This window comes from Spirillospora sp. NPDC029432 (assembly GCF_040703975.1).
In the GTDB taxonomy this organism is placed as follows: Bacteria; Actinomycetota; Actinomycetes; order Streptosporangiales; family Streptosporangiaceae; genus Spirillospora.
The window spans coordinates 57,115-75,460 of the sequence record NZ_JBEZWH010000015.1 but is presented as its reverse complement, the minus strand read 5'-3'; the positions used below and the strand labels follow the sequence as shown (position 1 = coordinate 75,460).

Below are 18,346 nucleotides of genomic sequence, written 5' to 3'. Positions count from 1 at the left end.
ATCATCGCACGGGTCAGGACCAGCCGCCGTACGGGACGGTCAGCACCTCCATCGCGTGGCCGCTGGGGTCGTCGAAGTAGACGCCGCGGCCGCCGTCGCGGGTGTTGATCTCGCCCTCGCCGCTGCCGTCCGGGTTGGCGTAGTAGCGGGTGCCCGACTCCCTGATCCGGGCGAAGATCGCGTCCCACTCCTCGGGCGGCACCAGGAACGCGCAGTGGTGCTGCCGGAAGTCGTCGGAGTCCATGAAGTCGAGCGTCACGCCGTTCCCGGTCTCGACCGGGATGAACGGGCCGAACTGCGGCTTCGGCTCCAGGCCCAGGACGCGGGCGAGGAACTCGGCCGAGACCTTCTTGTCCTTGGCCGGGACGATGATGTGGTCGAGGCGGATGGACATGCGCTCCCCCTAGGGTGGCGGGGCCCGGCCGTTCCGGGCCGCTACCTCAGAGCGTGCGCCCTCGACCGCGGTTGAGGTCAAGCGGGCGGTTCAGTCCAGGGTCGCCAGGGCCTCTTTCCAGCGGTCCTGATCGCGGGCTTCGCCGGGGGCGCGGACTTCGGTGAAACGCACCGTTCCACTCTTGTCGATCAGGAACGTGCCTCGCAGCGCCATTCCGCGGTCGCGGTCGAGGACGCCGTAGCGGGCGGCCACCTCGCCGTGGGGCCAGTAGTCCGACAGGAGCGGGAACGAGTAGCCCTCCTCCAGGGACCAGGCCTTCAGCGCGAACACGTGGTCGGCCGAGATGCCGAGTATTTGCGCGTTCCCGTTCTGGAAGGCGCCGATGTCGTCCCGTACGGCGCACAGTTCGCCGGTGCAGATTCCGGAGAAGGCGCAGGGGTAGAAGACGACGAGCACGTTCCGCCGGCCGCGGAAGGCCGAGAGCGTGACCTCCCGGTGGTCCTGGTCCGCCAGTGTGAAGTCCGGGGCCTCGGTGCCGACCTCGGGTACGGTGCGCATGCCCGGCACCCTAGCGCCCCGCGGAACGGGCACGTCCGGCAACGGGGCACGTCCGGCAACGGGGCACGTCCGGCTAGGGGCGGCGGCCGACGCCGGTGAGGAGTTCGCGGAGGCGGAACGGGCCGCTCGTCTCGGGCGCCAGCGGCGGCGTGTCCATGCCCGCGCCCTTGCGGAGGCCGTCGAGGAACTCGCGCATCGCGTCCAGGCCGGTGTGCTCGGGCGCCCAGCCGAGCTCGGCGCGGGCCCGCGAGGTGTCCATGACGGGGATGTGCAGGGCCAGGTCGAGCAGGTCGGGCGAGGCGGGGACCATGCCCAGCGTCCAGGCCGCGCGCAGGGCGGCGCGGGCGCCGCGGGCGGGCAGCGACAGCTTGCGCGCCTTGAGCAGCCCGGCCAGCTCGTCGACGCCGATCACCGGCTCGGCGGCGATGTTGTACGCGCCGCGCGCGTCCTCGTCGGTCACCGCGAGCCGGAACGCCTGGCCCGCGTCGGCGGAGTGCAGGGCCTGGAAGCGCAGGCCGGGGATGTCGGGCACGACCGGGATCACTCCGGGCCGGACGAGCTGCCCGGGGACGAACGGGCCGGCGAACAGGCGGCGCTGCTCGGCGGCGGCCTCGCGCTTGAAGATGAAGCCGGGCCGCAGGCGGGCGACGCGGCACTCGGGGTGCTCGGCCTGGAAGATGTCCAGCAGCCGCTCGACGTACGCCTTCTCGCGGCCGTACGAGGCGGCGGGCCAGCCGTGGGTGGGCCACGTCTCGGCGACCGCGCGGTCCTTGGGGCCGGGGGAGTACGCGCCGACCGACGACGCGTACACCAGCGCCGGCACGCCCGCCTCGCCGGCGGCGGCGAAGACCCGCGAGCTGCCGATCGCGTTGGCGCGCCACGTGGTCATGGGCGCGTGCGTGGGCTGGAACAGCCACGCCAGGTGGACGACCGCGTCCGCGCCGCGGAAGTGCGGCACCAGGTCGGTGTCGCGCACGTCCGCCACGGCCCACTCGGTCTTGTCGACCGAGAGTTCCGGGCGGCGGCGGGCCAGCCCCTTGATCGAGGTGACCGCGGGGTCGGCGGCCAGCGCCTGGACGGTGCTGGTGCCGACGTTGCCGGTCGCGCCGACGACCACGACGCGCATGGTGTGCCTCCCCTGGTAGGTCTGCGCGTCGCCCTACCCGGCAGGCCGCGTGCCATGCAGGGTCAGGCGGCGGGGTCGCCGAAGACCTTCCCCGGGTTGAAGATGCCGGCCGGGTCGACCGCGTTCTTGATCGCGTGGTGCAGGGCGACGGCGGCCGGGTCCAGCTCGGCGTGCAGGCCGCGCCGCTTGAGCAGGCCGACGCCGTGCTCGCCGGTGACGGTGCCGCCCAGCGCGATCGCGTCGTCCACGATCCGGTCGAACGCCTTCTGCGCGCGGAGCCGGGCGGCGTCGTCGCCCGCCGGGGTGATGATCAGCGGGTGCAGGTTGCCGTCGCCGGCGTGCGCGACGTTGGCGATGTGGACGTCGTGCTCGCGGGCGGTGGCCTCGATGCGCAGCAGCATCTCCGGGACGAGGCGGCGCGGCACGCAGACGTCCTCGGTGAGCAGGGGCCCGAGCCGTTCCAGCGCCGGGTACGCCAGCCGCCGGGCCGCGAAGAGGGCGTCGGCCTCCGCCGCGTCGGTGGAGCGGGCGCTCCAGGTCGCCCCGGCGTCCCTGAAGCACTCGGCCATCGCGTCGGCCTCGGTGTCGTCGAGCGTGTCGCTGCGGCCGAGGAGCAGCACGTTCGCGTCGGCGGACAGGCCCATGTTCTTCCACCGGTCGACGGCCTCCAGGCAGTGCCGGTCGACCAGTTCCAGGGCGCTCGGCACGATCCCGGCCGCGCTGACCGCGCTGACGGCCTCGCCGGCGGCGTGCAGGTCGTCGAAGTAGCCGACGACGGTGCGCTCGGGCGGCCGGGCGCCGCGCAGCCGCACGGTGATCTCGGTGATGACGCCGAGCGTGCCCTCCGACCCGACGAGGAGGCCGCACAGGTCGTACCCGACCACGCCCTTGGCGGTGCGGCGGCCGAGCCGGACGACGTCGCCGCACCCCATGACGGCCTCGACGGCGAGGACGTAGTCGCGGGTGACGCCGTACTTGACGCAGCAGACGCCGCCCGCGTTGGTGGACACGTTCCCGCCGATCGTCGACCAGGGCGAGCTGGCCGGGTCCGGCGGGTACCAGAGGCCCTGCCCGGCGCAGGCGGCGCGCAGGTCGTCGTTCACCACGCCGGGCTGGACGACCGCGAGCCGCTCGTGCGGGTCGATCTCCAGGATCCGGTCCATCCGCTCCAGGGACAGCAGCACGCACCCGTCGATCGCGTTGGCGCCGCCGGACAGGCCGGTCCCGGCCCCGCGCGGGACGACCGGGACGCCGCGCTCGGCGCAGACCGCCACGAGCGCCCGCACGTCCTCGGTGGAGCCGGCCCGGACGAGCGCCGCGGGCGTGCCGTAGGGGGCCCACTCGGCCTCGTCCCGGGAGTACGCGGCGATCACGTCGGGGTCGGTGACGACCCGGTCGGGGGGAATCAGGCGCCGGAGCGCGTCCACCAGTGCGGTCATACCCCTCAAGTAATCATGGAACGGTCCGTTCCGCTAAACCGGCCCCTGGGCGGCGAGCGGACGCCGACCAGGGGCCGGCCGCCGCGCGGAGGGCCGCCCGGTCCGGTTCAGGCGGCGTCGGCGTCGAGCACGCGGGTGATGTCGCCGCGCAGGCCGTCGACGTTCACGCCCATGTCCGTGAGGATCTGCGCGGGGGCGGACTCCCCGTCGTGCAGGAGGCCCAGCAGGATGTGCCCGCAGGCGATGCGCGTGTGCTTGAGTCGGACGGCGTGCCGCAGGGACAGCTCCAGCGCCTTCTTGGCCTCCTTGGTGAACGGGATGTGCCCCTTGCGGAAGCGGCCGGCGGGCGCGTCGAGGGCCCCCTCGCCGAAGGTCTCCTCGGCGGCCTCGCGGACGGCGTCCAGGTCGATGCCGAGGGTGCGGAGCGCCTCGGCGTCGAGCGGGCCGGTGCCGGAGCGGCGCGCGACGGCGGTGCGCAGCGCGACCGGCCAGACGCCGTGGTCGCGCAGGACGTGCGCCGCGGGGCCGTCGCCGTCGAGGAGGCCGAGCAGGACGTGCTCGGGCCCGATGTTCCGGTGCGCCAGGGCGCGCGCCTCGGCCTGCGCCTGGACGACCGAGTTCCTGGCCTCCTTGGTGAAACGCTCGAACATCCCCGTCACCGCTCCTTCTTCAGAATCCCACGGCCGCCGCCGTGCTTCTTGTGCACGGCCTGCCGGCTCACGCCGAGGCACACCGCGATCTCCTGCCAGGACCAGCCCTTCTCGCGCGCGCTGGCGACCTGGAGCGCCTCCAGGCGCTCGGCCAGCTCGCGGAGCGCGCGGACGGCCCGCAGCCCGATGGCGGGGTCCCGGCTGCCCGCCTCTTCGGCGAGCTTCACTCCATCAGCCATGCTGTCAATGTAGGTTGACAGGGCGGTGGTGTCAATCTGGGTTGACGATGAGGGTGCTGAGCAGGTCGTCCAGGTTGATCAGCCCGGCGATCCGGCCGCCGTCGTCGCGGACCAGCCCCAGATGGCTGTGGTGGGCGCGCAGCATCGCCACCGCATCGGCGACCGGGGTGCGGGTGGACAGCTCCGGCACCGGGTGCGCCAGCCCGCGGGCCGTGGTGGCCAGGCCCCGGGCCCGCGCCAGGTACGCGTCCCGGACGTGCACCATCAGCGGCGGCTCGCCCGCCGCGGCGCCGCGCAGCATCAGCCGCAGCCGCCCGGTACGGGCCGACGCGTCCACGATCTCCTGCGGGGTCGCCGACGGCGGCAGCGACACCACGTCGGACACCGGGACGACCAGGCCCGCCAGCGGCGCGCGCGGCGCGTCCAGTGCGGCCGTGAGCAGGTGCAGGTCGGTCTCCTCGATCAGGCCGAGCCGCCGCGACTCCACCGCCAGGTTGCGCAGCTGGTCGGGCGTGCGCGAGACGCTCAACGAGTCCCGCGGCGGCACGCCGATCATCCGCAGCAGCAGGTTCGTGGTCGCGTTCAGCGCCGCCAGCACCGGCCGCACCACCGTGGTGAACGCCCGGAACGGCGGCGCCAGGATCATCGCCGACCGCTCCGGCCGGATGATCGCCCACGACTTGGGCGCCATCTCGCCCACCACCATGTGCAGGAACGTCACCAGGCCCAGCGCCAGCACGAACGCCACCGCGTGCGCCGCCGACTCCGGCAGCCCCAGCGCGTGGAACGGCGGCGTCAGCGTCTCGGCGATCAGCGGCTCGGACACCAGGCCCAGGCCGAGCGAGCACATCGTGATGCCCAGCTGCGCCCCGGCCAGCGTCAGCGACAGCTCCGAGATCGCCCCCAACGCCGACGCCGCCGTGCGGCTGCCGCGCGCGGCGGCGCGCTCCAGCCGCGGCCGCCTGGCCGCCACCATCGCGAACTCGGCCGCGACGAAGAAGCCGTTGGCGGCCAGCAGGGCGGCGGTGAGCGGGATCCCGGTGGAGAGGTTCACGCGCCGCCCTCCTCGGGGCCGGCCGCCGGGGCGCGCCGCAGCCGGATCGTCTCCGGAACGTGGCGGTGCACCGACAGAACCTCGACCACGGCCCGGCGCGGCGGGTCGCCGGCCCGTACCGGGGCCAGGTCGACGGTCACCGTGTCACCGGGCTCGGCGACCCGGCCGAGCAGCTTCAGCAGCAGCCCCGCGACGGTCTCGTAGTCGCCCTCGGGCAGCGCGATCCCCGTCTCGTGCGCGACCTCGTCCACCCGCAGCCCGGCGTCGGTCGTCCACCAGTCGCCGTTGAGGATGGCGAGGTCCTCGTCCGGGTCGCTCTCGTCGGCGATCTCCCCGACCAGCTCCTCCGCCACGTCCTCCCAGGCGATCAGGCCGGCGAACCCGCCGTACTCGTCCACCACGCAGGCCACCGCGCTCTCCGGGCCGGGCCCGCCGCCGCCGTCCTCGCCGCGCAGCCGGGCGACCACCTCGGGCAGCGGCAGCGTCCACGGCACCAGCGGCGCGGGCCGGGCGATGTCGCGCACCCGCGTCCGGCCCGCGTCCTCGGGGCGCACCCGGACCAGCTCCTCCAGCCCCACCACGCCGATCAGGTCGTCGACGCTGGCGCCGACGACCGGGTAGCGGCTGTGCCCGTGCGCCGTGATGATCTCGCTCAGCTCGGCGGCGAGCGCCGTGTCCGGAACGGTCACCACGTCCACCCGGGGCACCATGACCTCCTCGGCGGTGCGGTCGGAGAACGCCAGCGCCCGCTCCAGCAGGTCGGCCTGGCCCTCCTGCAGCTCCTCCTCCGACTCGCCGATGATGTGGCCCAGCTCCTCCAGCGTCGCGCCGTGGTGCAGCTCCTCGACCGGCTCGATCCCGGCCGCGCGCAGCAGCCGGTCGGCGGCCGCGTCGAACAGCCGGATCACCGGCGCCGCGACGGTGAGGTAGACCAGCGCCGAACGGGCCAGCGCCCGCGCCATCGGCTCGGCCTTCGCCAGCGCCAGGTTCTTCGGGAACAGCTCGCCGAGCACCATCTGGACGATCGTCGCCAGCGCGAACCCGGCCGCGACCGCGATCCCGCCGACCGCCGCGGCCGGCACGCCCGCCGCCCGCAGCCCCGGCGCGAACAGGTCGGCGAGCGCGGGCTTGGCGATGAACCCGACGACCAGCGCGGTCACCGTGATGCCCAGCTGCGCGCCCGACAGCATGAACGACAGCCGCTCCATCACCCGCACGGCGCGGGCCGCCTTCGCGTCGCCCTCCCGCGCCCGCTGCTCCAGCTCGACGCGGTCCGCGGTGACGTAGGCGAACTCGATCGCGACGAACCAGCCGGTCGCAGCGGTCAGCACGAGGACGGCCAGCAACCCCAGCGCGACGTCCACCGGCCTCCGACGCTCCCTTCCGTGCTCGGGCGGGCCCCTCCATCCTTTCCCCAGACAAGATCCTTCTCACCCGCCCGGTGAGCCCGGAACCGGCCCGTGACCGCCCGTTCCCGGGGATTACCGGGCACGCCGGGGTGGAATGAACCCTGCGCGTGATCCGCCGTCCACGACCGCGAAAGGGGCAACGATGCCCGGACCGCCCAAGCCGTTCGCGTCGTCCGCCGATCTGGGGCGCAAGGAGCAGACGCTGGAGGTGCTCGCCGACGGCGTGTACGCCCTGACGGCCGAGGGCGACCCGAACGCCGGGGCGATCGAGGGCGAGGACTTCCTGGTCTGCTTCGAGGCGCTGGCCACGCCCGCCGCCGCCCGCGACTGGCTGGCGCTGCTGCGCGAGCACACCGACAAGCCGATCCGCTACCTGGTGCTCTCGCACTACCACGCCGTCCGCACGCTGGGCGCGAGCGCGTACGGCGACGCGGTGATCATCACGCACGACCGCACCCGGTCGCTGATCCGCGAGCGCGGGCGGCAGGACTGGGAGTCGGAGTACGGCCGGATGCCCCGGCTGTTCAAGGAGCCGGAGGGCATCCCCGGGCTCACCTGGCCGGCGGTCACGTTCTCGCAGACCCTCACGATCGACCTGGGCGGCGACCGCGGCGACCTCGACCTGGCGTACTGCGGGCGCGGCCACACCGAGGGCGACATCGTGGCGTGGCTGCCCCGCCAGCACATCCTGTTCGCCGGCGACCTCGTCGAGACGCAGGCCGCGCTCTACACCGGCGACGCGTTCCACCTCGAGTGGGCGACCGGCACGCTCGACCACGTCGACTCGTTCGGCGCCCGCACGCTGGTCGGCGGGCGCGGCGCGGTCGCGCACGGCCGGGAGGCGGTGCGCGCCGCCGTCGCGCAGACCCGCGACTTCCTCGAAGTGATGATCGCCGAGACCGCGCGGGTGCGCGACCGGGGCGGCGCGCTCAAGGACGCCTTCGCCGCCGTGCACGCCGCGCTCGCGCCCGCCTACGGCGGCTGGCCGATCTTCGAGCACTGCCTGCCGTTCGACGTCAGCCGGCTCTGGGACGAGCTGGAGGGCATCGAGCGGCCCCGGATCTGGACCGCCGAACGCGACCGCGAGGTCTGGGCCGAGCTGCAGGGCTGAGAGCGCCCATGGAGACCGTCGAGACCATGGAGACCGCGGAGACCGTCGAGACCGCGGACCCCGTCGTGGTGATCGGGGCCGGGCCGGTGGGGCTGACCGCCGCGCTGCTGCTGGCCCGCTGGGGGCTGCCGGTGACCGTCCTGGAACGGCACCCCGCCCGCGTGCCGGTCGGGTCGCGGTCGATCTGCCAGCAGCGCGACGTCCTGGACATCTGGTGCCATGCCGGCGCCGGCCGCATCGCCGAGGAGGGGCTGGCCTGGACGACGGCGCGCACGTACTACCGCGACCGCGAGCTGTTCTCCTGGCGGTTCGACGACTCCGGGACGCTGCCGCCGTGCGTCAACATCTCCCAGGCGCGCACCGAGGAGATCCTGGACGAGTGCGCCGCCGCCCGGCGCGACCTGGTCGACGTCCGGTGGGGCTGCGAGGTCGCGGGCCTGGAGCAGGACGACGACGGCGTGACGGTGCGGTGCGCGTCCGGCGATCCGATCCGCGCCTCGTACGTGGTCGCGTGCTCGGGCGGCGGCCGGGCCGGCGCCGCCGTCCGGGACGGCCTGGGCATCGGCTTCCCCGGCGAGAGCTTCGACGACGAGTTCCTGATCGTCGACCTGGAGGCCGACCTGCCCGGCTGGGAGCGCGAGCGCCGCTTCTACTTCGACCCGCCGTGGAACCCCGGCCGCCAGGTCCTCATCCACCCGTGCCCCGGCTCCCGCTACCGGATCGACTGGCAGGTGCCGCCCGGGTTCGCCCTCGAAGGGGAGGGGACCGGGGCGCTCGACGGGCGCGTGCGGCAGATCATCGGCGACCGCCCGTACGAGATCGTCTGGCATTCGGTGTACCGGTTCCAGTCCCGCGTAGCGGACCGGATGCGGGCCGGGCGGGTGCTGCTGGCCGGGGACGCCGCGCACCTGTACGCCCCGTTCGGCGCCCGCGGGCTCAACTCCGGGGTGCCCGACGCCGAGAACGCCGCCTGGAAGATCGCGTTCGTGGCGCGCGGCTGGGCGCCGCCGGAGCTGCTGGAGACCTACCACGTCGAACGGCACGCCGCCGCGCTGGAGAACCTCGACGTCACCGCCGCCACGATGCGCTTCCTCGTCCCGCAGGGGGAGGCGGCGCGGGCCCGCCGCGCGGCCGCCCTCGAACGCGCCGCCGCCGACCCGCGCGAGCTCGGCGGCATCGACTCCGGGCGGTTCGCCGAGCCGTTCTGGTACGGCGACTCGCCGCTCACCACGCCCGAGCCGTCCCGGCCGCTCACCGGCCGCCCGCCCAAGGGCGCCGTGCACCCGCCCGCGCCCGGCGTGATCGTCCCGGACGCGCCCGTCGCGCTCCCGGACCGGCCCGGCGTCACCCGCCTGCGGCAGCTGCTCCGCGACGGCCTCACGCTGCTGCTCCCGCCGGGGAACGACGGCTGCGCCGAGGCCGCCCGCGCCGCGACCGCCGCGCCCGTCCAGGTGCTGGACCCGACCGGAAACCTGGCCGGGGCGCTCGACATGCGTCCCGGCGAGGTGTGGCTGGTCCGGCCCGACGCGCACTTGGCCGCGACCCTGCCGCGTCCCGATCCTGGACCGGTGGCCGCGGCCGTCCGTACCGCGCTGGCGGGGGGTCCGGGCGGGCCGGGCGGGCCGGGCGGCGGCCGATCCGGATAGCCGTATGGAGCGCGCCCGGCCCGCGTGATAGCACGGAAGGGCGATGCCCGCGACCCCCCGAGGAGCGCGCATGAACGACGACAGCCGCCCCCGCCCCGTCTTCGACCCCGCACTCCCCGGCGCGGACCGCGCGCTGCTGGCCGCCGCGCCCGAACGGCTCGTCGCCGCGACGCTGCCCGCGCCCCCGGCGGCCCGGCCGGGCGCCGCCACGATCGCCGTCCGGGCGATCTGGATCCCGCTGTTCGCGTTCTTCTACGGCGTGCTGCCCGGCGGCTGGATCCGGGTGTTCTTCCTGGCCTCGCTCGACGAGGACGACATGCTCGACAGCGTCTTCCGGTGGGGCCGCGGCGCGGTGGTCGCCATGATGGCGACGCCGTTCCTGCAGATCGCGCTGATCCTGCTCGGCCAGGGCGAGGCCGCGGTGCTGCTGGCCGCCGCGAGCTTCACCGGCTGGGTGATCGGCGCGCTGCGGCACGTGCGCGAGCCCGCCGCCACGCGCGCCGCCCGCGAGCACCACGGCCGCTACCTGCTGCCCGCCGACCTCGACCGGCCCGCGGCCGGGCTGCTGCGCCGCGCCCAGCGGGCCGTGGACGCCGTGCTGGCCTCGGAGTCGCACGCCGCCGGGCTGCTCGACGAGGCCGGCAACGCGGTCGCGCTGCCCGAGCAGGAGTGGGCGATCGCGTGCGCGCTGGCCGAGCACACCCGGCTGCGCCGCGAGCGCGCCGCCCAGCGGCCCGAGCGGCTCTCCCCGCGGGTGCGGGCGATGCTGGAGCCGCAGGAGCGCGCCCTCGGCCTGTCGGTACGGTCGGTCACCGAGCGCGTCGAGGCCCTGGAGGCCTACGCCCGGCAGGCCCGCGAGACCGACGACGCGTACCACGAGTGGCGGGTCGTGCGGCGCATCCCCGAGCAGAACGCGCGCTACCGCGACCTGCTCGCCGCGACCGTCCGCGACGACCTGGCCCGGGAGGAGATCGACCGGCTCGCCGGCGACGCCCGCCGCGCCCGCGCCGCCCTCGGCCGCCCGCCGGAGGAGTAGCGGCGGGTTGTCACCCGCATGACAAAACCCGCCCCGAAGTGATCACACGGGTCCATGGCGCCGCGCGGGCGGCGGGTCGATAGTCGGTCGTCCAGCACTCGTCGGGGGAGACGGGAGGCGACCTGCCATGGCGGGAACGGGCGGCCGGCACGGCGGCGACCACGACCACGACTGCGACCACGACTACGACGTGATCGTGGTCGGCTCCGGGTTCGGCGGCAGCGTGGCGGCGCTGCGGCTGGCGGAGAAGGGGTACCGGGTCGCGGTCCTGGAGGCGGGCCGCCGGTTCGACGAGGACTCGCTGCCGAAGACGAACTGGCGGCTGCGCAAGTACGTGTGGATGCCGCGGCTCGGCATGCGCGGCATCCAGCGGTTCCATCTCGTCCGCGGCGAGGCGAAGGTGCTCGTGCTGGCCGGGGCGGGCGTCGGCGGCGGCTCGCTCGTGTACGCCAACACGCTGTACGTGCCGCCGCGCCCGTTCTTCACCGACCGCCAGTGGGGGCACATCACCGACTGGCAGGCGGAGCTGGAGCCGTTCTACGACCAGGCGCGGCGGATGCTCGGCGTGACGCCCAACCCGATCATCACCCCGGCCGACGAGGCGATGCGCCGCGTCGCCGAGCGGATGGGAGCCGGCGACACCTGGCACGTGACGCCGGTCGGGGTGTTCTTCGGCGGCGAGGGCACCGCTCCGGGGGAGGAGGCGGACGACCCGTACTTCGGCGGCGCCGGCCCGCGCCGCAACGCCTGCGTCGCCTGCGGCTCCTGCATGGTCGGCTGCCGCTCGAACGCCAAGAACACGCTCACCAAGAACTACCTCTACCTGGCCGAGCGCAAGGGCGTGACCGTCCTGCCCGACAGCACCGTCACGGCGGTCGCGCCGAGAGGCGGCGACAGCGGGACCAGAGGGGACGGCGGGGACGGCGGATACGAGGTGGAGGTCGTGCGGACGGGCGCGCTCCCGTTCCGGCGGCGGCGCCGGCTCACCGCCGGGCAGGTCGTCCTGGCGGCCGGCACGTACGGGACGCAGGCGCTCCTCCACGAGATGCGCCGCACGGGGCGCCTGCCGAACGTCTCCGACCGGCTCGGCGAGCTGACCCGCACCAACTCCGAGGCCCTCCTCGGCGTGGAGCGCATGACCGTGTGGCACCGCGAGAAGGACCTGGACCACAGCACCGGCCTGGCGATCACGTCCTCGTTCCACCCGGACGAGAACACCCACATCGAGCCGACCCGGTACGGCGTCAACGGCAACGCGATGGGCGCCATCCGCACGCTGCTCATCGACGGCGGCGGCCGCGCCCCGCGCTGGGTGAAATTCCTCGGGCAGAGCGCGCGGCACCCGACCGTCATCCTGCGCGGGCTGTCGCTGAAGGACTGGGCCAAGCGGACGATCATCGCGCTGGTCATGCAGACGCACGACAACTCGCTCACCGTCGGCACGAAGCGGAGCCTGCTCGGACGGCGGCTGCTGACGGCCCGGCAGGGCACCGGGGAGCCCAACCCCACCTGGATCCCGGTCGGGCACGAGGCCACCCGCAAGCTGGCCGAGGAGCTCGGCGCCACCCCGGGCGGCACCTGGTTCGACCTGTTCGACATCCCGACGACCGCGCACTTCATCGGCGGCTGCGTCATCGGCGACTCGCCGGAGAACGGCGTCATCGACCCGTACCACCGGGTGTTCGGGCACCCCGGCCTGCACATCGTGGACGGCTCCGCGGTGACCGCCAACCTCGGCGTCAACCCGTCGCTCACCATCACCGCGCAGGCCGAGCGCGCGATGGCGTTCTGGCCCAACCGCGGGGAGGACGACCCCCGGCCGGAGCCGGGGGCCGCGTACCGGCGGCTGGAATGGACCGCGCCGAAGGACCCGGCCGTGCCGGCGGGCGCGCCCGCCGCGCTGCGCCTGTCAGAAGGCGGCCTGTCAGAAGGCGCCGGCCGGCCGCAGGAGGGCCTCCTGCGCGATTGACGCGACCAGCACCCCGTCCCGGGTGTGCAGCGTCCCGCGCGCCAGGCCGCGGGCGCCGTAGTTGGCCGCGGAATCGACCGAGAACAGCAGCCACTCGTCCACCCGCGCGGGCCGGTTGAACCACAGCGCGTGGTCGAGGCTGACCGCCGCCGCCAGGTCGCGCGGCGCGCCCGGCGCACGCGCGCTGCTGACCACGGCCATGTCCGACAGGTACGTGATCAGGCACGCGTGCAGCGACAGGTCGTCGCCGACGGGCTCGCGGGACCGGATCCAGAACGGGTGCCGCATCGGGAACTCGCCCGGCCGGGCCGGGGTCACGATCCGGACGTCGAAGCCGGGCGGATGCCGGAAGAACTTCGGCATGTCCGGCGGCTTCAGCTCCTCCGGCTGCCGCACGCCCGCGGTCGGCGGGGCCGGCTGCCAGTCGTACCCGGGCTCCTCCGCGTGGAACGAGGCGATCATCTCGAAGATCGGCCGGCCGCCCTGGCTGGCCGTCACGTGCCGGGTGGTGAACGTGCGGCCGTCCCGGGTCCGCGCCACGTCGAACCGCAGCTCCTCGCCGGGCCGGCCCGGCCGGATGAAGTACGCGTGCAGCGAGTGCGGGAGCCGTTCCGGCCCCACGGTGAGGCACGCGGCGCGCAGGCTCTGCGCCGCCACCTGCCCGCCGAAGAGCCGTTCCCGGCCGATCGTCGAGGCGGCCGTGACGACGAAGGCGTCCCCCTCCCGCTCCTCCAGGTCGAACAGGCTCAGGATCCCGGGCGGCACGGCGTCGCTCATGGGGGCCTCCAGTAAGTGATCACCCGAAAGTGCGACCAACCGTACAGGTGCCGCCAGCCTGCCCAGCAGAGCGCAAGTAAGTTGAGTCGAGCAGACTCAGTTATTTGACGACCCGATCCGGCTCGTGCGATGTTGCGCGTGGTCCACTCAACAAGCCTGCGCAACGGCGGGGAGGAAGACGATGGCACGTGCGGTCGGTATCGACCTGGGGACGACCAACTCGGTCGTCGCGATTCTGGAGGGCGGCGAGCCCACCGTGATCGCCAACGCGGAGGGGTCGCGGACCACGCCGTCGGTGGTGGCGTTCGCCAAGAACGGTGAGGTGCTGGTCGGTGAGGTCGCCAAGCGGCAGGCGGTGACCAATGTCGATCGCACGATCCGGTCGGTCAAGCGGGAGATGGGCACCGACTGGAAGACCTCGATCGACGGTAAGGACTTCACGCCGCAGCAGATCAGCGCGTTCGTGCTGCAGAAGCTCAAGCGCGACGCGGAGGCCTACCTGGGGGAGAAGGTGACCGATGCGGTGATCACCGTGCCGGCGTACTTCTCCGATCATCAGCGGCAGGCGACCAAGGAGGCCGGGCAGATCGCCGGGCTGAACGTGCTGCGGATCATCAACGAGCCGACCTCGGCCGCGCTGGCCTATCACCTGGAGAAGGAGAACGAGGCCACGATCCTGGTGTTCGACCTGGGCGGCGGCACGTTCGACGTGTCGCTGCTGGAGGTCGGGGACGGGGTGGTGGAGGTCAAGTCGACCTCGGGTGACAACCACCTGGGTGGTGACGACTGGGACTCCAAGGTCGTGGACTGGCTGGTGGAGCGGTTCAAGAACGCCAACGGGGTGGATCTGGCCAAGGACAAGATGGCGCTGCAGCGGCTGCGGGAGGCGGCGGAGAAGGCCAAGATCGAGCTGTCGTCGTCGTCGGAGACGCAGATCAATCTGCCGTACATCACCGCGTCGGCGGAGGGTCCGCTGCATCTGGACGAGAAGTTGACGCGGGCGGAGTTCCAGCGGATGACGGCCGATCTGCTGGAGCGGACCAAGGCGCCGTTCCAGCAGGTGCTCAAGGACGCCAACATCAAGCTGTCGGACATCAACCAGGTGGTGCTGGTGGGCGGCTCGACCCGGATGCCCGCGGTGTCGGAGATGGTCAAGGAGCTGACCGGGGGCAAGGAGCCCAACAAGGGCGTCAACCCCGACGAGGTCGTCGCGATCGGCGCCAGCCTGCAGGCCGGTGTGCTCAAGGGCGAGGTCAAGGACGTCCTGCTGCTGGACGTCACCCCGCTCAGCCTCGGCATCGAGACCAAGGGCGGCATCTTCGCGAAAATCATCGAGCGCAACACGACCATCCCCACCAAGCGCTCGGAGTCGTTCTCGACCGCGAGCGACAACCAGCCGTCCGTCGAGGTCCAGGTCTTCCAGGGGGAACGGGAGATCGCCGCCTACAACCGGAGGCTGGGCACGTTCGTCCTGGACGGGATCGCGCCCGCGCCGCGCGGCGTCCCGCGCATCGAGGTGACGTTCGACATCGACGCCGACGGGATCGTGCACGTGTCGGCCGTCGACGAGGGGACGGGACGCCGGCAGTCGGTGACCGTCACCGGCGGCTCGGCGCTGCCGAAGGACGACATCGACAAGATGATGCGCGAGGCCGAGGAGTACGCCGAGGAGGACCGCCGGCGCAAGGAGGAGGCCGAGGTCCGCAACCAGGCCGACACCCTCGCCTACTCCACCGAGAAGTTCCTGCGCGAGAACGACGAGAAGGTCCCCGCCGAGCTCAAGACCGAGGTCGAGGAGGCCGTCGCCGAGGTCGAGAAGAACCTCGAAGGCACCGATCTCGACGCGCTGCGCGCGAGCACCGAGCGGCTCGCGCAGACCAGCCAGAAGGTGGGGAGCGCGCTCTACGCGCAGGGTCCCGCTGCCGGCGGGAAGGGCGCAGAGGGCGGGGACACGGAGGGCGGGGACACGGCGGACGAGGGCGTCGTGGACGCGGAGGTCGTCGACGAGGAGAGGTGACGGTCAGGCGCGGACGACCTCGGGCCCGGCGGCGGCGAGCTCGGCGGCCGCCTCGGTGTCCAGGCCGGTGTCGGTGATCAGCACGTCGATCTCCGGCAGCGCGGCGAACCGCACCAGGTTGTCGTTGCCGATCTTGGTGCGGTCGGCCAGCAGCACCCGCCGCCGGGACGAGGCGATCATCGCCCGCTTGACCGCCGCCTCCGCCTGGTCCGAGGTCGTCAGCCCGTGCGCCGCCGAGCAGCCGTTGGTGGCCATGAACGCCACGTCCGCCCACAGGTCGGCCAGCGGCCGCAGCACCCAGTCGTCCACCGTGGCCAGGGTGCGGGGGCGGACCCGCCCGCCCAGCATGATCACGTTCAGGTTGGGCCGGGCGGCCAGCGCCGCCGCGTGCGGCGGCGAGTTCACGATCACGGTCAGCTCGCGGTCGGCGGGCATCAGCTGCACCAGCCGGGCGGTGGTCGTCCCGGCGTCGATGATGACCGAGCCCTCGGCCGGCAGCTCGGCCAGCGCGGCCTTGGCGATCCGCTCCTTCTCCTCGGTCAGCACCGCGTCCCGGGCGGCCAGCGCCGGCTCGAAGCCCAGCCGCTCGACCGGGATCGCGCCGCCGTGCACCCGGCGGAGCGTGCCCGCCCGCTCCAGCACCGTGAGGTCGCGCCGGATCGTCTCGGTCGTCACCGAGAACTCCTCCGCCAGCGCGACCACGTCCACCCGGCCGGCGGCGCGGGCCCGGTCCAGGATCGCCTGCTGCCGTTCCTCGGCGTACATGGTCGTGGTCCCACCCGTCCTGGACGTCGTCCTGCCGCGACCATTGTCGTACACCGTCACGCGGGGTCGGGCTCGGCGTCCAGATCGCGGGCGAGCAGCCCGGCCAGCTCGTCCAGCACCCGCTCCGCCTGCTCGCCCTCGGCGCTCAGCGTCACCTCCGCGCCCTGCTTCGCGCCCAGCGCCAGCACGCCGAGGATGCTCGCGGCCGGAACGGGCGCCTTGCCGCCCGCGCTGATGAGCACCCGGACGGGCTGCCGCGCCGCCTCCTGCACGAAGATCTTCGCGGGCCGGGCGTGCAGGCCCTGCGCGGAACCGATGACGACGGTGCGTTCTGGCATGTCCACTCCTTGCGGCTCTAGGGCTCCACGGTCACCTTGATGGCCTCGCCGCGGGCGACGAGGTCGATCGCGTCGCCGATGGCGTCCAGGGCGATGTGGTGGGTGATGAGGTCGCGCACGGGCACCTCGTCCGAGGCGATCAGGTCCAGCGCGCGGGCGTTGTGCGCGGGGCTGGAGCCGTTGGCGCCGACGATCGTCAGCTCGCGGTAGTGCACGAGGTTGGAATCGCATGAGATGACCGGGTCGTCCTTGGGCAGGCCGCCGAAGAAGCTGATCCGGGCGCCCGGCGCCGCCATCCGCAGCGCCTGCTCCTGCGGGGCGTGCGCGGCGGTCGCGGTGATGACCACGTCCGGGCCCCGCCCCTCGGTCAGCTCCCGCACCGCCTCGACCACGTCGGTCTCACCGGCCAGGATCGCCGCGTCCGGCTTGACGACCTCGGCGGAACGGGCCAGCCGCTCGGGGTTCAGCTCGACCAGGAACACCCGGCCCGCGCCGCGCGCCCGCGCGACCCGCACGTGCAGGCAGCCGATCGGGCCCGAGCCGAACACCACCACGTCGTCGCCGTCCCCGACGCGGGCCAGCTCCTGCCCGTTCAGCACGCACGCCAGCGGCTCGGCCACCGACGCCTCCGCGAACGGCACGCCCTTGGGGATCCGGTTCACCCCGTCCACCGCGAGCACCTTCGCCGGGACGATCATGTACTCGGCGAAGCCGCCGTCGTAGTGGTACCCCATCGACTCCTGCGCCGAGCACACCGTCATCCGGCCGCGCCGGCACTCCGCGCACCGCCCGCACGGGATCGCCGCGATCACCTGCACCCGGTCGCCGGGCGCCCAGCCGGACACGCCCGCCCCGGCCGCGACCACCTCGCCGGCGATCTCGTGGCCCATCACCCGCGGCGGCACGATGTGGTGGTGGCCGAAGCGGGAGATCTTGACGTCCGTACCGCAGGCCGAGCAGTTGCGGACGCGGATCTTCAGCTCGCCGGGGCCGGGCTCGGGCTCCGGGGCGTCCTCCAGGCGGATGTCCCCGGGAGCGTGGAAACGGGCGACCTTCATAGGGCGGTCTCTCCTTCCTCGGCCGGCCTGAGCAGCCGGGCGATGTCCTCGGCGGTGGCGGCCTCGCGCAGCCGCCGCGCCCGCTCGGGATCGAGCAGGATCTGCGCGAGCTCGGTCAGGATCGCGATGTGCCCGTCGCCGCGGGCCGCGATCGCGATGGCGAGCGTGACCGTCTCACCGTTCCAGTCCGTCCCCTCCGGGAAGCGGACCACGGCGAGCGCGTCTCGCAGCACGGCGTCCTTGCCGGCCGCGGTGCCGTGCGGGATGGCCACGCCCTCGGCCAGGTAGGTCGAGATCGACCGCTCGCGGTCCAGCATGCTGTCCACGTACGCCTCGCGGACGGCACCGATCTCGACCAGGAGCCGGCCGCACTGCCGGACGGCGTCGTCCCGCCCGGCGGCCCGCCCGTCCAGCCGTACCGCGCCCGGGGCGAGGAGTCCGGCGGCGTCAGGCACCGACGGCACCGCCGTCCTTGATGGCCGCGACCACCCGGCCCACCGCCGGGTCGCCGATGTAGACCTCGAACGGGACGACCACGGCGCCGGGCGCGCCGCGCCGCGCCCGCTCGGCCAGCCCGGAGTGGCAGACGACCACGTCGGCGTCCGGCGGGATCGAGTCGACCGGGGTGTGCGCCACCTCGACCGGCTGCTTCTTCAGCGACTTGCGCAGCTGCCCGGCCAGCATGACACTGCTGCCCATGCCGGCGTCGCACGCGATGACGAGCTTGCGGATGTCCTTGCCGTCGATGCTGGTTCCCATC

19 protein-coding genes are annotated in these 18,346 nt (G+C 73.9%); 5 read left to right on the top strand and 14 right to left on the bottom strand.

Annotation, left to right across the window (positions count from 1 at the left end; genetic code table 11):
- Positions 1-13 precede the first annotated feature (13 nt).
- The 8 genes from AB0881_RS14860 to AB0881_RS14825 all read right to left on the bottom strand — a co-directional run bounded on the left by AB0881_RS14860 (position 14) and on the right by AB0881_RS14825 (position 6,824).
- Positions 14-394 (bottom strand): VOC family protein, encoded by a 381-nt coding sequence (locus AB0881_RS14860; RefSeq protein WP_366617315.1) that lies wholly within the window; start codon positions 392-394, stop codon positions 14-16.
- 90 nt (positions 395-484) lie between these two features.
- The gene (locus AB0881_RS14855) at positions 485-952 is read right to left on the bottom strand and encodes a peroxiredoxin (protein WP_366617314.1); all 468 of its coding nucleotides are present in this window, start codon (positions 950-952) and stop codon (positions 485-487) included.
- Positions 953-1,025: 73 nt separating this feature from the next.
- Positions 1,026-2,078: an NAD-dependent epimerase/dehydratase family protein gene (locus tag AB0881_RS14850; RefSeq protein ID WP_366617312.1), complete on the bottom strand. Its 1,053-nt coding sequence runs from the start codon at positions 2,076-2,078 to the stop codon at positions 1,026-1,028.
- Positions 2,079-2,140: 62 nt separating this feature from the next.
- Positions 2,141-3,517 carry an FAD-linked oxidase C-terminal domain-containing protein gene (locus tag AB0881_RS14845; protein WP_366617310.1) on the bottom strand — a complete coding sequence of 459 codons (1,377 nt, stop codon included), beginning with the start codon at positions 3,515-3,517 and terminating at the stop codon, positions 2,141-2,143.
- 107 nt (positions 3,518-3,624) lie between these two features.
- The gene (locus tag AB0881_RS14840) at positions 3,625-4,167 is read right to left on the bottom strand and encodes a Clp protease N-terminal domain-containing protein (protein ID WP_366617309.1); all 543 of its coding nucleotides are present in this window, start codon (positions 4,165-4,167) and stop codon (positions 3,625-3,627) included.
- Positions 4,168-4,172: 5 nt separating this feature from the next.
- Entirely contained in the window at positions 4,173-4,406 is a 234-nt protein-coding gene (locus AB0881_RS14835; protein ID WP_366617308.1) for a helix-turn-helix domain-containing protein, read from the bottom strand.
- A gap of 31 nt (positions 4,407-4,437) precedes the next feature.
- The gene (locus AB0881_RS14830; RefSeq protein WP_366617306.1) at positions 4,438-5,460 is read right to left on the bottom strand and encodes a hemolysin family protein; all 1,023 of its coding nucleotides are present in this window, start codon (positions 5,458-5,460) and stop codon (positions 4,438-4,440) included.
- Positions 5,457-6,824 carry a hemolysin family protein gene (locus AB0881_RS14825; RefSeq protein ID WP_366617305.1) on the bottom strand — a complete coding sequence of 456 codons (1,368 nt, stop codon included), beginning with the start codon at positions 6,822-6,824 and terminating at the stop codon, positions 5,457-5,459. Before AB0881_RS14825 ends, AB0881_RS14830 begins: the two co-directional genes overlap by 4 nt.
- Positions 6,825-7,011: 187 nt before the next feature.
- Here AB0881_RS14825 and AB0881_RS14820 point away from each other — a divergent pair, with 187 nt between their 5' ends.
- From AB0881_RS14820 to AB0881_RS14805, 4 genes are all read left to right on the top strand, one after another.
- Positions 7,012-7,980: an MBL fold metallo-hydrolase gene (locus tag AB0881_RS14820; protein WP_366617303.1), complete on the top strand. Its 969-nt coding sequence runs from the start codon at positions 7,012-7,014 to the stop codon at positions 7,978-7,980.
- Positions 7,981-7,988: 8 nt separating this feature from the next.
- Positions 7,989-9,626, top strand: coding sequence for an FAD-dependent oxidoreductase (locus tag AB0881_RS14815; protein ID WP_366617302.1), 1,638 nt, complete (start codon positions 7,989-7,991; stop codon positions 9,624-9,626).
- Positions 9,627-9,696: 70 nt separating this feature from the next.
- Complete coding sequence (locus AB0881_RS14810) at positions 9,697-10,662, top strand: hypothetical protein (protein ID WP_366617300.1); 966 nt, start codon at positions 9,697-9,699, stop codon at positions 10,660-10,662.
- Positions 10,663-10,789: 127 nt separating this feature from the next.
- Positions 10,790-12,631 carry a GMC family oxidoreductase gene (locus AB0881_RS14805; protein WP_366617298.1) on the top strand — a complete coding sequence of 614 codons (1,842 nt, stop codon included), beginning with the start codon at positions 10,790-10,792 and terminating at the stop codon, positions 12,629-12,631.
- Here the strand turns inward: AB0881_RS14805 and AB0881_RS14800 are convergent.
- A complete protein-coding gene (locus AB0881_RS14800) occupies positions 12,587-13,408 on the bottom strand; it encodes an acyl-CoA thioesterase domain-containing protein (RefSeq protein ID WP_366617296.1) in 822 nt (273 codons plus the stop codon). The genes AB0881_RS14805 and AB0881_RS14800 overlap by 45 nt on opposite strands.
- A 181-nt stretch (positions 13,409-13,589) precedes the next feature.
- Here AB0881_RS14800 and dnaK point away from each other — a divergent pair, with 181 nt between their 5' ends.
- Complete coding sequence (gene dnaK / locus AB0881_RS14795) at positions 13,590-15,425, top strand: molecular chaperone DnaK (protein ID WP_366617295.1); 1,836 nt, start codon at positions 13,590-13,592, stop codon at positions 15,423-15,425.
- A 3-nt stretch (positions 15,426-15,428) separates the two neighbouring features.
- Here dnaK and AB0881_RS14790 read toward each other — a convergent pair whose 3' ends face one another.
- The 5 genes from AB0881_RS14790 to AB0881_RS14770 are packed head-to-tail and all read right to left on the bottom strand — an operon-like array spanning position 15,429 to position 18,345.
- The gene (locus tag AB0881_RS14790) at positions 15,429-16,190 is read right to left on the bottom strand and encodes a DeoR/GlpR family DNA-binding transcription regulator (protein WP_366617293.1); all 762 of its coding nucleotides are present in this window, start codon (positions 16,188-16,190) and stop codon (positions 15,429-15,431) included.
- Positions 16,191-16,246: 56 nt separating this feature from the next.
- Positions 16,247-16,528, bottom strand: a complete 282-nt coding sequence (locus AB0881_RS14785) for an HPr family phosphocarrier protein (RefSeq protein ID WP_366617291.1) — start codon at positions 16,526-16,528, stop codon at positions 16,247-16,249.
- Positions 16,529-16,545: 17 nt separating this feature from the next.
- A complete protein-coding gene (locus AB0881_RS14780) occupies positions 16,546-17,586 on the bottom strand; it encodes a zinc-dependent dehydrogenase (protein WP_366617289.1) in 1,041 nt (346 codons plus the stop codon).
- A complete protein-coding gene (locus AB0881_RS14775) occupies positions 17,583-18,050 on the bottom strand; it encodes a PTS sugar transporter subunit IIA (RefSeq protein ID WP_366617288.1) in 468 nt (155 codons plus the stop codon). The genes AB0881_RS14780 and AB0881_RS14775 overlap by 4 nt, the downstream gene beginning before the upstream one ends.
- A complete protein-coding gene (locus AB0881_RS14770; RefSeq protein WP_366617286.1) occupies positions 18,034-18,345 on the bottom strand; it encodes a PTS lactose transporter subunit IIB in 312 nt (103 codons plus the stop codon). The genes AB0881_RS14775 and AB0881_RS14770 overlap by 17 nt, the downstream gene beginning before the upstream one ends.
- Between the last annotated feature and the right edge of the window lies 1 nt (position 18,346).

What these genes read in the sequence shown, in the direction of transcription:
- AB0881_RS14855 (WP_366617314.1), bottom strand. Translation starts at nt 952, where the DNA reads ATGCGCACCGTACCCGAGGTCGGCACCGAGGCCCCGGACTTCACACTG.
- AB0881_RS14860 (WP_366617315.1), bottom strand. Translation starts at nt 394, where the DNA reads ATGTCCATCCGCCTCGACCACATCATCGTCCCGGCCAAGGACAAGAAG.
- AB0881_RS14840 (WP_366617309.1), bottom strand. Translation starts at nt 4,167, where the DNA reads ATGTTCGAGCGTTTCACCAAGGAGGCCAGGAACTCGGTCGTCCAGGCG.
- AB0881_RS14810 (WP_366617300.1), top strand. Translation starts at nt 9,697, where the DNA reads ATGAACGACGACAGCCGCCCCCGCCCCGTCTTCGACCCCGCACTCCCC.
- AB0881_RS14785 (WP_366617291.1), bottom strand. Translation starts at nt 16,528, where the DNA reads ATGCCAGAACGCACCGTCGTCATCGGTTCCGCGCAGGGCCTGCACGCC.
- AB0881_RS14770 (WP_366617286.1), bottom strand. Translation starts at nt 18,345, where the DNA reads ATGGGAACCAGCATCGACGGCAAGGACATCCGCAAGCTCGTCATCGCG.
- AB0881_RS14835 (WP_366617308.1), bottom strand. Translation starts at nt 4,406, where the DNA reads ATGGCTGATGGAGTGAAGCTCGCCGAAGAGGCGGGCAGCCGGGACCCC.
- AB0881_RS14845 (WP_366617310.1), bottom strand. Translation starts at nt 3,517, where the DNA reads ATGACCGCACTGGTGGACGCGCTCCGGCGCCTGATTCCCCCCGACCGG.
- AB0881_RS14800 (WP_366617296.1), bottom strand. Translation starts at nt 13,408, where the DNA reads ATGAGCGACGCCGTGCCGCCCGGGATCCTGAGCCTGTTCGACCTGGAG.
- dnaK (WP_366617295.1), top strand. Translation starts at nt 13,590, where the DNA reads ATGGCACGTGCGGTCGGTATCGACCTGGGGACGACCAACTCGGTCGTC.
- AB0881_RS14815 (WP_366617302.1), top strand. Translation starts at nt 7,989, where the DNA reads ATGGAGACCGTCGAGACCATGGAGACCGCGGAGACCGTCGAGACCGCG.
- AB0881_RS14820 (WP_366617303.1), top strand. Translation starts at nt 7,012, where the DNA reads ATGCCCGGACCGCCCAAGCCGTTCGCGTCGTCCGCCGATCTGGGGCGC.
- AB0881_RS14850 (WP_366617312.1), bottom strand. Translation starts at nt 2,078, where the DNA reads ATGCGCGTCGTGGTCGTCGGCGCGACCGGCAACGTCGGCACCAGCACC.
- AB0881_RS14780 (WP_366617289.1), bottom strand. Translation starts at nt 17,586, where the DNA reads ATGAAGGTCGCCCGTTTCCACGCTCCCGGGGACATCCGCCTGGAGGAC.
- AB0881_RS14790 (WP_366617293.1), bottom strand. Translation starts at nt 16,190, where the DNA reads ATGTACGCCGAGGAACGGCAGCAGGCGATCCTGGACCGGGCCCGCGCC.
- AB0881_RS14805 (WP_366617298.1), top strand. Translation starts at nt 10,790, where the DNA reads ATGGCGGGAACGGGCGGCCGGCACGGCGGCGACCACGACCACGACTGC.